This is a genomic window from Streptosporangium jomthongense, from assembly GCF_042650425.1.
Lineage (GTDB): Bacteria > Actinomycetota > Actinomycetes > Streptosporangiales > Streptosporangiaceae > Streptosporangium.
The window spans coordinates 10,965-24,604 of sequence record NZ_JBHSBC010000001.1 but is presented as its reverse complement, the minus strand read 5'-3'; the positions used below and the strand labels follow the sequence as shown (position 1 = coordinate 24,604).

At 70.5% G+C, this 13,640-nt stretch carries 16 protein-coding genes and 1 riboswitch; of the genes, 7 read left to right on the top strand and 9 right to left on the bottom strand.

The features are described 5' to 3' along the window. The first annotated feature begins 27 nt into the window (after positions 1–27). Positions 28–1,143 (top strand): PP2C family protein-serine/threonine phosphatase, encoded by a 1,116-nt coding sequence (locus tag ACFOYY_RS00135; protein ID WP_352010705.1) that lies wholly within the window; start codon positions 28–30, stop codon positions 1,141–1,143. 8 nt (positions 1,144–1,151) lie between these two features. Here the strand turns inward: ACFOYY_RS00135 and ACFOYY_RS00130 are convergent, their stop codons facing one another. Next, the gene (locus ACFOYY_RS00130; RefSeq protein ID WP_352010706.1) at positions 1,152–1,757 is read right to left on the bottom strand and encodes a response regulator transcription factor; all 606 of its coding nucleotides are present in this window, start codon (positions 1,755–1,757) and stop codon (positions 1,152–1,154) included. 193 nt (positions 1,758–1,950) lie between these two features. On the opposite strand from ACFOYY_RS00130, the gene ACFOYY_RS00125 reads away from it, so the two are divergent. Together ACFOYY_RS00125 and ACFOYY_RS00120 are read left to right on the top strand one after the other, a co-directional pair. After that, positions 1,951–3,252 (top strand): M50 family metallopeptidase, encoded by a 1,302-nt coding sequence (locus ACFOYY_RS00125; protein WP_386186671.1) that lies wholly within the window; start codon positions 1,951–1,953, stop codon positions 3,250–3,252. Between the two features lie 42 nt (positions 3,253–3,294). Next, a complete protein-coding gene (locus ACFOYY_RS00120) occupies positions 3,295–3,813 on the top strand; it encodes a MarR family winged helix-turn-helix transcriptional regulator (RefSeq protein WP_352010708.1) in 519 nt (172 codons plus the stop codon). 14 nt (positions 3,814–3,827) lie between these two features. On the opposite strand, the gene prfH is transcribed toward ACFOYY_RS00120, so the two are convergent. Both prfH and ACFOYY_RS00110 read right to left on the bottom strand, forming a co-directional pair. Beyond that, on the bottom strand, positions 3,828–4,472 hold the full coding sequence (prfH, locus tag ACFOYY_RS00115) for a peptide chain release factor H (protein ID WP_362908942.1): 645 nt from the start codon (positions 4,470–4,472) through the stop codon (positions 3,828–3,830). Between the two features lie 7 nt (positions 4,473–4,479). Then, positions 4,480–5,655 carry an RNA ligase RtcB family protein gene (locus ACFOYY_RS00110; RefSeq protein WP_362908940.1) on the bottom strand — a complete coding sequence of 392 codons (1,176 nt, stop codon included), beginning with the start codon at positions 5,653–5,655 and terminating at the stop codon, positions 4,480–4,482. A 316-nt stretch (positions 5,656–5,971) separates the two neighbouring features. On the opposite strand from ACFOYY_RS00110, the gene ACFOYY_RS00105 reads away from it, so the two are divergent. Both ACFOYY_RS00105 and ACFOYY_RS00100 read left to right on the top strand, forming a co-directional pair. After that, positions 5,972–6,112 (top strand): hypothetical protein, encoded by a 141-nt coding sequence (locus ACFOYY_RS00105; RefSeq protein ID WP_352010711.1) that lies wholly within the window; start codon positions 5,972–5,974, stop codon positions 6,110–6,112. Beyond that, positions 6,113–6,340, top strand: a complete 228-nt coding sequence (locus ACFOYY_RS00100) for a helix-turn-helix domain-containing protein (RefSeq protein WP_386187641.1) — start codon at positions 6,113–6,115, stop codon at positions 6,338–6,340. A gap of 293 nt (positions 6,341–6,633) precedes the next feature. Here the strand turns inward: ACFOYY_RS00100 and ACFOYY_RS00095 are convergent, their stop codons facing one another. The 4 genes from ACFOYY_RS00095 to ACFOYY_RS00080 all read right to left on the bottom strand — a co-directional run bounded on the left by ACFOYY_RS00095 (position 6,634) and on the right by ACFOYY_RS00080 (position 10,362). Then, positions 6,634–7,611, bottom strand: coding sequence for a coiled-coil domain-containing protein (locus ACFOYY_RS00095; protein ID WP_386186667.1), 978 nt, complete (start codon positions 7,609–7,611; stop codon positions 6,634–6,636). 2 nt (positions 7,612–7,613) lie between these two features. Next, positions 7,614–7,748: riboswitch (cyclic di-AMP (ydaO/yuaA leader) on the bottom strand. Between the two features lie 71 nt (positions 7,749–7,819). Further along, positions 7,820–8,899 (bottom strand): galactose-1-phosphate uridylyltransferase, encoded by a 1,080-nt coding sequence (gene galT / locus ACFOYY_RS00090; RefSeq protein WP_386186664.1) that lies wholly within the window; start codon positions 8,897–8,899, stop codon positions 7,820–7,822. Further along, a complete protein-coding gene (locus ACFOYY_RS00085) occupies positions 8,896–9,684 on the bottom strand; it encodes a DeoR/GlpR family DNA-binding transcription regulator (protein WP_386186662.1) in 789 nt (262 codons plus the stop codon). The genes galT and ACFOYY_RS00085 overlap by 4 nt, the downstream gene beginning before the upstream one ends. Positions 9,685–9,765: 81 nt before the next feature. Continuing rightward, positions 9,766–10,362, bottom strand: coding sequence for an HD domain-containing protein (locus tag ACFOYY_RS00080; protein WP_352010715.1), 597 nt, complete (start codon positions 10,360–10,362; stop codon positions 9,766–9,768). Between the two features lie 98 nt (positions 10,363–10,460). Here ACFOYY_RS00080 and ACFOYY_RS00075 point away from each other — a divergent pair, with 98 nt between their 5' ends. After that, positions 10,461–10,538 (top strand): 50S ribosomal protein bL37, encoded by a 78-nt coding sequence (locus ACFOYY_RS00075; RefSeq protein WP_386187638.1) that lies wholly within the window; start codon positions 10,461–10,463, stop codon positions 10,536–10,538. Here ACFOYY_RS00075 and ACFOYY_RS00070 read toward each other — a convergent pair. Further along, complete coding sequence (locus ACFOYY_RS00070; protein ID WP_386186660.1) at positions 10,535–11,107, bottom strand: TIGR03086 family metal-binding protein; 573 nt, start codon at positions 11,105–11,107, stop codon at positions 10,535–10,537. The genes ACFOYY_RS00075 and ACFOYY_RS00070 overlap by 4 nt on opposite strands. A gap of 123 nt (positions 11,108–11,230) precedes the next feature. On the opposite strand from ACFOYY_RS00070, the gene ACFOYY_RS00065 reads away from it, so the two are divergent. Next, positions 11,231–12,448 (top strand): FAD-dependent oxidoreductase, encoded by a 1,218-nt coding sequence (locus ACFOYY_RS00065; protein WP_386186658.1) that lies wholly within the window; start codon positions 11,231–11,233, stop codon positions 12,446–12,448. Position 12,449: 1 nt separating this feature from the next. Here ACFOYY_RS00065 and ACFOYY_RS00060 read toward each other — a convergent pair. Further along, the coding region (locus tag ACFOYY_RS00060; protein WP_386186656.1) for an ATP-binding SpoIIE family protein phosphatase at positions 12,450–13,640 on the bottom strand (1,191 nt) is incomplete at its 5' end.

Here is a 13,640-nt window from a genome sequence, read left to right as displayed (position 1 = left end):
GTGTGGGCCGATACAGTCGAGCGCATCATGAGTTCCCGTCCGGTGCCGCTGATACCTCCGGCGCTCCGTGCGTTCCTGGTGAGGGTGCCCTTTCTGGTCCCTCTCGTACGGCTTCTGCGCCGCGGGCCGCTGGCCCGTGACCGTAACCTGCTCGTCACGCTGACCGTGCTCACCCTGGTGCTCGGTGGCCTGGCGGCCAGGGTCTCCGCGGAGTGGTTCTCACCCGCGCTCATGATCCCGATCACCCTCGTCGGCGGCCTGCAGCTCAGGCTCCGCAGCCTGGTCAAGCTGCTGTGCGCGGTCGCCGCCTGCCTGCTCTACGTGGGGATCGCCCTCGGCTTCAGACACATCGGCCCCGGTCTGATGGCCACCTTCGGCTTCACCGGTGTGCTGGCCACGCTGATGGCCCGCACCAGGGGCAAGCTCGGCGTGCAGGGGCTGCGCGGTGACGCGATGCTGCTCGAACTACGCGACCGGCTCAAACGCCAGAGTGAGCTGCCCAGGCTGCCCAAGGGATGGGACTCACGGGTCGTGCTCACCCAGGCGGGTGGCTCCTCCTTCGGAGGTGACTTCCTGGTCTCCATGCGCGAGGGCGACACGGTCGAACTCGCCCTGGTGGACGTCTCGGGCAAGGGGGTCGACGCCGGGACCAGGGCGCTGATGCTCTCCGGGACCTTCGGCGGTCTGCTCGGCTCCGTCTCCGACTTCCTGGGCTCGTGCAACACCTACCTGCACCGTCAACGCGAGGCCGAGGGTTTCGTCACGGCCGTGCACGTACGGCTCAACCTCGCCACCGGCGAGTACGTCATCACCTCGGCGGGTCACCCTCCGGTGGTCAAGTTCGACTCGGGGGCGGGCGCCTGGCGGGTCTCCCCGGCCAAGGGCGTGGTCCTCGGCATCGTCCCCGACCTGCACTGCGAGCCCGACCGGGGGATGCTCCGCAAGGGTGACGCCCTCATGCTCTACACCGACGGGCTGATCGAGCAGCCAGGACGCGACATCGACGCGGGGCTGGACCGCCTGCTCGGGGAGGCGGAACGGCTGCTTCCCTCAGGCTTCCGCAGCGGGGCCCGCAGCCTGGTCTCCTCCATGTCGGCAGGGCACAACGACGACTGCGCGCTGATCCTCATCTGGCGTCCCTGAGCGAGGGCTCACAGCCACCCTGAGTCGCTGGCGATGCGTACGGCGTCGAGCCTGCTGCGGGCCCGGGTCTTGCACATGATCCGCGACAGATGGTTACGGACCGTTCCAACGGAGAGGAAGAGCTGGTCGGCGATCTCGTTGGACCGCGCTCCGAGAGCGGCCAGCCTGAGCACGTCCATCTCCCTGCGGGTCAGCGGGTTCTCCGCGATCTCCAGGGCGGCGACGGCCAGTTCGGGATCGACGACCCGCTGCCCGGCCGCGACCCTGCGAACCCCCGAGGCGAGCTGCTCCGGGCTGACACCCAGGCTCATGAGCCCGAGCGCGTGCGCGGCGAAGGCCCGGCGGACCTGGCCGGGCCTGGGGCGGTGCGAGACCAGCAGAACCCCGCAGCCAGGGGCCCGCGCGTGCAGATCGAGCGTGACGGCGAAGGCGTCGGCGCCGGGCAGGTCGAGATCGACGACGGCGGTCTCGGGGCGGTGTTCGAGGACCGCGGGCAGAACCGCGTCTCCCGTGCCGACCGCCGCGACGACCCTCATGCCCGCCTCGCCCTCCAGTGAGGCCACCAGGCCCCGGAGGACCACCGGCCGGTGCTCGGCAACCAGGATCCCGATCACGTTCGCCCCCTCGACAGCTCTCTCGCTGGGTCACCGAGCGGTCGCTCACTGTCAACGAAGTCTCTCCGCTCGGCAAGGCCCGCGCAAGGGGCGGAACGTGGGGACGTTCGCCCGTGACGCCTGGAACCGCGATAATTCGGCTAATCTCTTAGGGGGCGTTGTCCGCGGCTCCGCGACCGGGGGGTAGGAACCTGTGAGCTGGCTCTTCGGGATCGCTGTCTTCTTCTTCGGACTGATGGCGTCGATCGCGCTGCACGAGGTGGGCCACCTGGTCCCGGCCAAGCTGTTCGGGGTCAAGGTCACCCAGTACATGGTCGGCTTCGGCCCGACGATGTGGTCACGGCGCAGGGGCGAGACCGAGTACGGCGTCAAGTGGATCCCTCTCGGTGGCTACATCCGGATGATCGGCATGCTTCCGCCGAGGCCCGCCGACGACCCGAACAAGCTGCGCGCGGTCTCGACCGGCCCGTGGCGCGCCCTGATCGAGAACGCCCGTGACGTGGCTCTCGAAGAGGTCAAGCCGGGCGACGAGAACCGGGTCTTCTACCGCAAGCCGTGGTGGCAGAAGGTCATCGTCATGGCGGGTGGTCCCGCGATGAACTTCGTGCTGGCCTTCGTGCTGTTCGCGGTCGTGCTGATGGGCTTCGGCGTCGGCGTCCTGACGAACCGGGTCGACGCGGTCCCCGAGTGCGTCAAGACCACCGCCGAGTACACCAAGAACCCCAAGTGCACCTCCGCCGACCCGGCGAGTCCCGCCGCGGCGGCCGGGTTGCGGCCCGGCGACGTCATCGTCTCCGTGGCGGGCAAGTCGACCCCGACCTGGGAGGAGGCGACCCGGGCCATCCGGGGGCACGGCGCAGGACCGGTCGCGATCGGCATCACGCGGGGCGGGCAGGCGGTCACGCTGAACGCCACCCTCATCGCCCAGGACCGCGAGTCGCTGGACGTGCCGGGGAAGATCGAGAAGGGGGTCGGCTACCTCGGTGTCAGTCCCACGACGGTCATCGAACGGCAGGGCATCGGCTCGGTGACCACCCAGATGTGGAACCTCACCGCGGCGACCGCGGGCTCGCTGATGCGCTTCCCCGAGAAGATGGTCGGTGTGTGGAACGCCGCCTTCTCCGGTGAGGAGCGCGACAAGAACGGCCCGATCGGCATCATCGGGGCGGGCCGTATCGGCGGTGAGATCGCCGCCTCCTCCGCCCCGCTGGAGAACAAGGTCGCCACCTTCATCAACCTGCTGGCGGGCTTCAACCTGGCGATCGGCCTGTTCAACCTCATCCCGCTGCTCCCGCTTGACGGCGGGCACATCGCGGGCGGTCTGTGGGAGGGCCTCAAGCGGGCCTTCGCGCGGGTGACCCGCCGTCCCACGCCCGGGCACGTGGACATCGCCAAGGCGCTTCCGCTGACCTATGCGATCGCCTTCGTGATGGTCGTCATGGCCGGTCTGCTGATGTACGCCGACCTGGTCAACCCGGTCCGTCTGGCCGGCTGAATCCTTCCGGGAACCGGTCGTGCGCACCGGTAAGGTTGCGTCGTGAGGGACGTAACGCCGGGAGCGGCGATCGACGTGGCGCTGTTCAGGCTGCGCAGGATCTGGGCGCGGCCGCTGCGTCCGCGCCGGGCCGCCGATCAGCACCGGGCGGTGCAGATGTCGAACGTGATGGTCGTGCACGCCGTGCACAAACTGAACCTGAGCGTTCCCGAGGTGACGGTAGGGGCCGTCGCCGAACAGCTCGACGTCGACCCCTCCACCGCGAGCAGGCTGGTCAACGACGCGGTCGGTGCCGGGTTCGTCGAGCGTGAGGAGTCCGAGGTGGACGCCAGACGGGCCAGGCTGCGGCTGAGCCCGCGAGGCCGCCGGGTGCTTGAGGTGGTCGTCGCCTCCAGGCGAGCCTATGTGGACAGCCTGATCGCCGACTGGGACGAGGGAGACCGGGAGGTCTTCGCCAGGCTGCTCACCCGTTTCGCGGAGGAGAGCGTGGCCCACCCGCCGGACCTGACACATCTCGACCGGCTCATCGCGGAGGCCATCGCGGAGACGGCCGTGGGCTGACCTCGGGCAGGCCGTCACGGCCGTCGGCGGGCCGGTTTCCGCTCCGGCGTCTCCGGACGTTCGACACGGACGGGGTCGCCGCGTACGAGCTCGTCGTGGACGTGCCAGCGGGCGGTGGTGACGGCACGCTCCGCCGTCTCGTCTCCGTCCTCGATGCGCTGCCGCAACAGCCGCATGGCGATGCGGCGGTTGAGGCTGAACTGCCGTTCGGTGTCGACCACGACGACGATCCCCGAGGGCCGGTGGGTCGCCCGTACCGCCGTGCTTGCCTTGTTCCGATGCTGACCGCCGGGGCCGCCGGTACGGCAGGCGACGACGTCGACGTCCGCCTCGGTGAACGTCGTGCGCGGGGCGTCGACCTGGCACGGCTGGGCGATGACGTACCAGTTCTTCCGGCCCGTGCCGGTGCGGTACGGGCTGGCGGCCTGCCAGCACAGGGTTCCGGTCCATGAGGCGGCGAACGCCTCGGCACCGGCTCCCGACATCTGGATCAGGACCGATCGGTAGGTGTCGGGCCGGTCGCCGGGAACGACCTGGACCCGGCGGGTCTCCAGGTTCTGCCGGGCGGCGTCGACTTCCAGGCGGCGCAGCAGCCGGGCCAGGGCCCAGGCGCATTCCTGCGGGCCACGTCCGGCCGACAGGAGCAGGTGGACGCTCACCTCGGCCTCACCGCCGGCCTCGCCTGCGGCGCTGGTCCCGCTGGGGCGCGGACCCGAGGTCGGGTGTCTTGTAGGTGACCAGGGGGACCGTGGTGGCCACAGGCGTGGCCAGGCCGTGGCCGACGAGGTCGGCGATCACCTGCTCGATGCGCTTGTAAGCCGTCGGCGCCTCCTCGAAGAGGAGCTGACGGTCTCCGCACACCACCAGCGAGCCCACCGGCGTGCGGCGCAGCTCCTCGACCGTGTGCTTGGCCCGGCCCCGGCGCAGGGCGTCCGCACGCGACATCTTGCGTCCCGCGCCGTGCGCGACGGAATGGTTGGCGTCCGGCCCGGCGTGGGCGGCCACGAGATAGGAGGGGGTGCCTCGCGTCCCGGCGATGAGCACGTCACGGCCGTCACCCGGTGCCGCCCCCTTGCGGTGCAGGTAGACCCCGTCGCGGACCTCGACCAGGTTGTGGCACTGGTCGAGGAACGGCTCGGCGGGCTCGGCCCCCAGAGCGTGGGCGACCCGGGCCGCCAGCAACCGCCGGTTGAGCGATCCCCAGCGTACGGCGTCGTCGTGCATCGCCAGGTAGGCGCCGGGATCAGGGGCGGGGCCCGCGCCGTGGACCGCGGTGTGCTCCCGCAGGATCCGTTCGCCCAGCCCCCGGGAACCGCTGTGGACGACGAGGACGAGGTCGCCCGCGGCGAGCCCGAGACGGCTCGCGTGGCCCGGGTCGAAGACGGTCCCGATCCGGGCCAGCTCGACGAAATGGTTGCCCCGGCCGACCGTCCCGAGGCCCTCGACGTGACCGGCGGGGATGTCGCCCTCCACGACGGCCCAGGCCGGATCGTCGGCGTCCTGCTCGGGGTCCAGTGCGCGATCGAGGTCGGGGAAGCGGGCGGCGAGCTTCTCGGGCACGGCGCGCTTGAGCTTCATGGGGAACACGGCGATGCCGCAGCCGATGTCGGAGCCCACCAGGAACGGGTACAGCACGGTCGACGCCATGGCGGCGCCGATGGGGGCGCCCTTGCCGGGGTGCAGGTCCGGCATGGCGGCGACGTGCGTCATGCCGTCGAGGGCGGCCACCTGGTGGCACTGCGTGAGGGCGTCGGACTCGATCCAGCTCTCGGGGGAGGCGAACACGGCGACGGTGGCCGGGCCTGCGGCCGTGGACGGCAGAGGGGGGCGTTGTTGCGACAAAAGGCTCTCTTCCCTTAAAGGGGCAGGCTGACAGCGCCGCGGGGCGCGTTGACGCCGTGGCGTCTCGGAGTGGCGGGGCGCTGTCCGTCAGAGCGTCATGGACACGGCGCCATGAACACCACGTTCCCTGAGCCCGCCACGCGAGGGCAAACGGTTTTGCGCCCACCGCCGTCTCGCGACCCGGCCGGCGTACGGGAAGCACGAGGCCGGCGCCTTCATCGAAGCCCGGATGAGCAGGGCGATCGGTAGTGGCGGAGAGTCTTTTTCTGACTGTGTGAATGCTGGTCGGTGAAATCACATCTGGCAGGGCGGTGGCATGGAGGCGTTGGCCTCCAAGGGGCCGGGCGGGGAGAGGTGCCGGCTGGACGAGCGGCGCCTGCAGCGGCTGCGGGCCGGGTTGGAGCGTGGTCCGGCCGCGCACGGATATGTGGAGGACCAGCGTTGGACGCCGGCCTGAATCACCGACCTGATCGCGGTGTTGTTTCACGTCCGCCACACCTTGCGTGGGGTGTCGTGTCTTCTGCACCGCCTGGGCTGGAGTCCGCAGATCCCTGCGCAGCGGGCTGTTGAGCGCGGCGAGGGGGGTGATCACCTCGTGGGTCGTCGAGGAGTGGCCGGCGATAGAGGGCGGCGCTCGACCTGGGCGCCCGGCTGTGCTGGGAAGACGAGCGCGGGCAGAACCTGAGGCCGCCCCGGGGCCTCCTGGACGTGGATCTTTACCTCGCCGTCGACCGGCGGCCTCTCGACGACCAGTGTGCCGGTGTCGGCCCCAGATCGCCTCGGGAGCTTCGTGACCACTTCAACCGTTGGCGGATGCGTTGCCGCGCCCAGAGCGCCGAGACCGTGGGCACGATGGCGGCCGGAGGCTCAGGAACCAGCCACGTTTGTGGGCGCGGTCCAGCCGGTGGCTCGGATCCACTCGACCAGGTCCAAGGTGGCCGGCTCGATCGAGCGCACCGCCGCGGGGTCCGATCTTCTCTAGTACATCGAGATGTGCACGTGGTCGTAGTGGTTGGCGGTCACACCGCCCCGGTTGGACATGGCACGCCAGCCGGAACCGGTGTTGATGCGCTGACGCCAGATGACGTATTTGACGCCGAGCCTGTCCCTGTTCTTCAGCGCCCAGGCGGCGAGCTCGTCGCCGAGCTTGACGTTGGCCGCGGTGGGCATGGACCCGCCGGTGCTCATCATGAAGTCGCAGGCCCGGCCGAGGGGGTGCTCGCCCCCGTCGTTCGCCGATCGGTAGCAGCCCACCTCGTGGGGTAGCTGGAAGGCCTGTCCGACGGCCTCGCGCATGATCCGCGTGCGGTCGGTGATGTTGTCGGACCCGGTGGGCAGCTGGGGTGCCCAGCTGCCGTCGGAGCGGCGCCCCGAGCCTGTGGGAACGAGCTGTTCGAGCTTGTCCTCGATCACGCGGACGACCTTCTCCGCGTCCTCACGCTGAACCTGCACCGTCTTGGCCTCCTGCTCGATCTGCCTGGAGAGCTGGGCCGTCCTGTCCGCGGCCTGTTTCATGAGGTCCCGGCTCCGGGCGAAGCCCTGCAGCTGGGCGATCTGCTGGGCGGTCAGCTGTTCCATGACGGCCGCGCCGCCCACCTCGGGGGCCGACAGGATCGAGGGAAGGTCGAGGGGGCCGTTCTGGTAACGGATCTGGACGATGGAGGCGACCTCCCTGCCCGCCTCGGCGTAGGCCGCTTCCGCCTGGCGCAGGTCGGCCTGCGCGACCTTCTCCGCCTCCTGCGCCTTCTTCAACGACTCCCGTTTGGCGGCGTACGCCTCGATGAGCCGGTCGACTTTCTTGTTGAGCTGGGTCAGTTCGGCGCGGAGCCGGGACTCGTCGGGCTTAGGCGCGGCGCCCGCCGTTCCCGTGCCGCCCAGGGCGAAGGCGAAGGTGAGGGCCGAGGCCAGGCAGGCGGCGGCCGTACGTCGATGGAAAGCGGGGGACAGAGCCGTCACAGCTCTCCTCTCCTCACGCCGACCGGGTTAGCTGACGGGTTCGGGCTGGAGGAAGCCCTTCCACCGAAGTGGTTCACCCCAGATGCATGGGTCCCCGGCTCTCAGGTGAGGCACCTGAGATTAGGCATATCGTGCTGTTTGTCCGATGCGTGAGGATAGTAATGGTAAAAAGGTGACCGCGCGACCCCGAGTCGAGACCGATCGGTGATCATTCCGTGATAACGGCGCGCAGGCGCCGAGCTGTCTCCTCAGGCGGAATGTCGTTCACGAAGGCCCCCATGGCCGACTCGGACCCGGCGAGATACTTGAGCTTGTCCGGCGCCCGGCGGATGCTGAACAGCTCAAGATGCGTGTACGCCAGGTCCCTGCCCACCCGCACCGGTGCCTGGTGCCAGGCCGAGACGTACGGCATGGGCACCCCGAACAGCCCGTCCAGGCGGCGCAGCACCTCGGTGTAGAGCGGTCCGAACGCCGCGCGCTCGGCGGGGTCGAGTCCGTCGAGGCCGGGAACCCCGCGGTGCGGGTAGAGATGGACCTCGACCGGCCAGCGGGCCGCGGCGGGCACGAACGCCGTCCAGTGCTCGTTGGCCGCGACCACACGCTCGGCGGCCTCCCGTTCGGCCGCGAGCACGTCGGCGAAGAGGTCGCCACCGGTGCGCTCCCTGTGCCGCCGCGCCGCGCCGAGCAGGGTCCGGGTACGCGGGGTCACGTAGGGATAGGCGTAGATCTGGCCGTGCGGATGGGGCAGGGTGATGCCGATCTCCGGGCCGCGGTTCTCGAAGCAGAACACCTGCTCGACCCCGGGCATCGCGGAGAGCGCGACGGTGCGGTCGATCCACGCCTCCATCACCAGCTCGACCCGCTCGGGAGAAAGCATGGAGAAGGAGGAGTCGTGCTCGGAGGTGAAGCAGACGACCTCGCACCTGCCGACGCCGGGCCGTACCTCACTCAGGCCGCCGACCTGCGGGTAGGCGCCCAGGTTGGTGGAGAAGGACGGGAAGCGGTTCTCGAAGACGGCCACGTCGTAGGTGGGGGAGGGGATCTCGGTCGGACGGCCGGGCGCCGACGGGCACAGCGGGCACTCGTCGGCGGGCGGCAGGAACGTACGGCCCTGCCGGTGCCCGGCGACCGCGACCCACTCCTCGGTGAGCGGGTCGTAGCGCAGCTCGGAGGCGGCGGGCCTGGGCGGCAGGTCGCGCGTGTCGACCGCGCCGCGCTCCGCGTCGTCCCGCAGGTCGAAGTAGAACAGCTCGCGGCCGTCGGCCAGGTGGGTCGCGGTGCGCCTCATCGGTCGCGGGTCCCGTCACCGGCGACGACCAGCTCACCGACCCTGGCGGCGAGTTCCTCGCGGGCCTCCCGCCCGAGCCCGGAGTCCGTGATCAGGACGTGGGCCTCGGACAGCTCGGCGATCGTGCTGATCCCGACCGTCCCCCACTTGGTGTGGTCGGCGGGCACGACCAGGCGGTGCGCCGAGGCCACGAGCGCCCGGTCCGTCTCCGCTTCGAGCAGGTTGGGGGTGGTGAACCCGGCGCGGGCGCTCATCCCGTGCACGCCGAGGAACAGGGTGTCCACGTGCAGCCCTCTGATGGCCGCGACGGCCACCGGGCCGACCAGCGCGTCCGAGGGGGTGCGCACCCCGCCGGTCAGCACCACGGTGCGGTCGGCGCGCGGTGCGCGGTGGAAGACCTCGGCGATCCGGATCGAGTTGGTGATCACCGTCAGCTCTGGCACGTCGATCACGAAGTGGGCGAGCGTCCAGGTGGTGGTACCCGCGGAGAGCGCTATCGCCGTGCCCGGCCTGACGAGCCCGGCGGCGTGCCTGGCGATCGCCTCCTTCTCCGACTGCTGACGCGCGGACTTGGCGGTGAACCCGGGCTCCTCGGTCGAGCCGGGTCCCGTGGCCGTCGCCCCACCGTGGACCTTCTCCACGAGACCGCGCTCCGCCAGCGCCTCAAGGTCCCTGCGGATCGTCATGTCGGAGACACCGAACTCGCGGACCAGGTCGGCGACCCTGACCCCGCCACTGCCGCGCACCCGTTCGAGAATCACCTGCTGCCGCTGCTGGGCGAGCATCGATCCCTCCTTAATCCACCAGACTCCAGCAAATTACCACAGACTCACAGGAGTGAATGTTGGATTATGGGGGTTAAGTGCTCACAGTCGCTCAAGCTCGGCATGGATGTTGGCCCGCGCCCGCGTCTCAAGGTCCGCGACGTGGAAGATCACGGGAAGGTCGAGCAGCGAGCGCAGCACCGCGGCCCTGCCCTGCCTGAAGAGCTCGTCGGGGACGAAGAAGTACTCCTCCCGCACCGCCGCCGCGTAGACGGCGTACTCCTGAGGAGAGGAGGCGAGGATCGCCAGGTCGGCGTCGCACAGCACGGCCCCGTCGGCGTCCCCTGGCTCGGGGGCGTGTGTGATCGTGAGCCTGACCAGCCGCGCGACCGTCCCGACAGCCTCCGGTGACATCCCGAGCTCGGGCAGCGCCCGCTCGGCGAGCCTGGCGCTGCGCTCCTCGTTGTCGCTGCGCCGGGGGTCGTAGACGGCGTCGTGGAACCAGGCCGCGAGCCGTACCAGGTCCGGGTCGGCGGCACTGCCGGCGAGCGCGTCGACGTGGTCGAGTACGGCCGTCAGATGTGCGGTCGTGTGGTATTTGCGGTGTGGCTCGCCGTACCGGGACAGCAGGTCCGCGCCGAGCCGGTCGGCCTCGGTTCCGGCCAGGAGGCGCCAGCGCTCCATCAGCTTCTCGCTCATGCGAGGCAGCCTAGATCCGCCCTCTTGTACGGCGGGTGCCCCGGGAGGAACGTAAGAGGCGGATCCCGCACCCGGCGGGGTTCACGGAAGGAGGCCGCGTGGGCAAACGAGCGCGTAAGAACCGGGCCCGCAAACGGAACAAGGCCAACCACGGAAGACGCCCGACGTCGCGTTAGCCGCGTCGTCCCCAGGAGGCGAGCAGCCGGGTCTGGGCGTCGGTGCCGGAGGCGATCGGCTGCTGCGCCCCGATGACCCCCGCCTGCCGGTAACCGGCCTCGGCGCCCGCGACCCACGCCGCGCAGGCCTCGACCAGCTCGGGATCGAGCCGTTCGTCGGCGCCGATCGCCCTGGCCAGGTCCCAGGTGTGGATCAGGACGTCGGCGAACAACTCGGTGACGTACTCCCCGCCGGGCACGTCCCCGAAGGAGAGTCTGGCCAGACGGGTCAGCGCCCCCTCCCCGTAGGCGGCCTGCACGGCGGCGGTGGCGGAGGTGTCGAACGCCTTCAACGGGTCGTCGCCGAGCAGGTCGCCGTCGAAGTCGTCCCCGACCTCGGCGGCGGTCCGCCCGCCGAGCAGTTCCGGAGCCCACAGGTTCTCGCCCACCACATGTTCGACCAGATCCCGCACGTCCCAGTCGACACAGGGTGTCCGGTTGTGCCACTGCTCCGGGGTGATCCTGTGAACGAGAGCGCCGAAGTCGTCCAGCGCGCGGCGGTAGGCCTCGCGTACGTCGGTGATCATCATGCCCTCCCAGCTCCTCATTTCGACCGTAACTCCTGGGAGGCCAGTAGTCATCGCGCTTGTCGGGCATGACACCGGGGTGTGACGGACTCGCTCGACGAGCCTCACGATGGCCGATAGTGAGGTATGACGAACTCGCGAGTGGCGATCATCGGTGGCGGCCTCGGGGGGCTGTGCCTGGCGCAGGGGCTGCGCCGGGCGGGCGTGGAGGTGACGGTCTACGAGCGTGACCGCACTCCCGGCGACCGGCTCCAGGGTTACCGCATCCACATCGACCCGACGGGGGCCCGCGCGCTCAACGAGTGTCTGCCTCCGGAGTTATGGGAGACGTTCCTGGCGTCGGCCTCAGGGAGCGGGCGGGACTTCGGCTTCCTCACCGAGAGGATGAACCCCCTGATGGTGATGGAGACCCCGCGCGGGCCGGACCCGCTGGACAACCACCACTCCATCAGCCGGGTCACGCTCAGGGAGCTGCTGCTGACCGGCCTGTCCGACGTCGTACGGTTCGACAGGACCTACGAGCGCTACACCCGGGAACCGGACGGGACCGTGACCCTGCACTTCGCCGACGGGACCACCGAGAACGCGGACGTCGTGGTCGCCGCGGACGGGGGCAACTCCCGGGTCAGAAAGCAGTACCTCCCGCACGCCCGGCGGATCGACACCGGCATCCTCACGGTCGCGGGCAGGTTCCCGCTCACCGGCGAGACACGCGCCCAGGTCGCCCCCCGGCTGTGGCGGGGCCCCAACATGATCATCCCGCCGAGGGGGTGCGGCATGTTCACCGCGCCGCAGGAGTTCGGACAGCGGGACGCCGGAGGCGACGGAGCGGGCGACTACGTCATGTGGGTCTTCGGCGCCTCGGCGGGACGCCTCCCCACCGGACTGTCCGGCATGAACGGTCAGGAACTCAGGGACACCGTCGCCGGGCTGGTCGCCACCTGGCACCCCGACCTGCGAAGGCTGGTCACCGCCTCGGCACCCGAGAGCGTCTCCCTGCTGCCGATCCGCACCGCGGTCCCCGTCGATCCCTGGCCCGCGACGAACATCACCCTGCTCGGCGACGCGGTGCACAGCATGACCCCGATGCGGGGGATCGGGGCGAACGCCGCCCTGCGTGACGCCTGCCTGCTCACCCGCGCCCTGCGCGACGGAACGGACCCCGTCACGGCCATCGCCGGCTACGAGACCGAGATGCGCGAGTACGGCTTCGCCGCCGTGCGCAGGTCGCTCAGGGCCGCCAGGCAGTTCGTCGACGACAGCCGCCTGGCCAGGGTGGCCTTCAGGGGCGCGCTCAGGCTGGCCGGGCGCATGCCCTCCCTCAGGAGAAAAGCCCTGTCCTGACCTACGGCAGGCGCTGCTCGACCCAGACGACCTTCCCCTTGGCGGTCGTCCGGGAGCCCCAGCGGTGGGCGAGCCAGTTGACGAGGTGGAGGCCGCGGCCGGTGTCGTCGTCACTGCCCGCGTCCCGCATCGACGGCAGCACGGTGGAGCGGTCGCTCACCTCGCACACCAGCGTCGGGCCGCGCAGCATGCGCAGTCCGACGCTTCCCGAACCGTGCTCGACGGCGTTGGCGACCAGCTCGCTGACCATGAGCTCGACGTTGTCGACGATCGCCTCAAGCCGCCACTCGGCGAGGGTGGCGCGCACGAAGGCACGGGCCTGCCCCGCGGAGCGGGGGTCGGGGGGCAACAGGAGGTCGACGACGTCGTCCTCGTCCAGCTCGCGCACCCTGGCGAGCAGGAGCGCGATGTCGTCGCGCTCGTGCCCGGGACGCTGCGCGCCGATCGTGAGGTCGCAGAGCTCCTCAAGATCGTGACGCCCGCCGGTGAGCAGGTCGCGCAGCATGCCGATGCCCTCGTCGATGTCCCGGTCACGGCTCTCGACCAGGCCGTCGGTGTAGAAGGCGAGGATCGAGTCGTGCGGCAGCACCAGCTCACGCCGTTCGAAGGGCTCGTTGCCGATGCCCAGGGGCAGACCGGCGGGCAGTTCGAGCAGCTCGGTCTCGCCGCCCGGCCGTACGAGGACGGGTGGGACGTGGCCGGCGCAGGAGATCGCGCAGGCCCGGGTGACCGGGTCGTAGGTGGCGTAGAGGCAGGTCGCGATCTGGGTGGTGTCCAGGTCCTGGCTCATCCGGTTGAGCCGGAAGAGCACTTCGGAGGGGCACAGGTCGAGACTGGCGAGCGTACGGGCGGCGGTGCGCAGCTGGCCCATCGTCGCGGCGGCCCTGATGCCGTGCCCCATCACGTCGCCGACGACGAGGGCGACCCGGCAGCCGGGCAGCGGGATCACGTCGTACCAGTCGCCGCCGACCCCGACCAGGTCGCTGGCGGGCAGGTAGCGGGAGGCGATCGTCAGACCGAGCGGCTGGTAGAGGTCGGCGGGCAGCAGACTGCTCTGCAGGGTCAGCGCGGTACGGCGTTCGCGGTTGTAGAGCCGGGCGTTGTCGAGGCAGACCGCGGTCCTGGCGGCCAGTTCCTCGGCGAGGTTGACGTCCTGTTCGTCGAAGGGCTCGCTGTCCGGCCTGCGGGTGAA

Bases quoted from the DNA above. Each gene is read 5' to 3' on its own strand.
- ACFOYY_RS00135 (WP_352010705.1), top strand. From the start codon at position 28: ATGAGTTCCCGTCCGGTGCCGCTGATACCTCCGGCGCTCCGTGCGTTC.
- ACFOYY_RS00105 (WP_352010711.1), top strand. From the start codon at position 5,972: ATGGAGGCGTTGGCCTCCAAGGGGCCGGGCGGGGAGAGGTGCCGGCTG.
- galT (WP_386186664.1), bottom strand. From the start codon at position 8,899: ATGAGGCGCACCGCGACCCACCTGGCCGACGGCCGCGAGCTGTTCTAC.
- ACFOYY_RS00085 (WP_386186662.1), bottom strand. From the start codon at position 9,684: ATGCTCGCCCAGCAGCGGCAGCAGGTGATTCTCGAACGGGTGCGCGGC.
- ACFOYY_RS00080 (WP_352010715.1), bottom strand. From the start codon at position 10,362: ATGAGCGAGAAGCTGATGGAGCGCTGGCGCCTCCTGGCCGGAACCGAG.
- ACFOYY_RS00070 (WP_386186660.1), bottom strand. From the start codon at position 11,107: ATGATGATCACCGACGTACGCGAGGCCTACCGCCGCGCGCTGGACGAC.
- ACFOYY_RS00065 (WP_386186658.1), top strand. From the start codon at position 11,231: ATGACGAACTCGCGAGTGGCGATCATCGGTGGCGGCCTCGGGGGGCTG.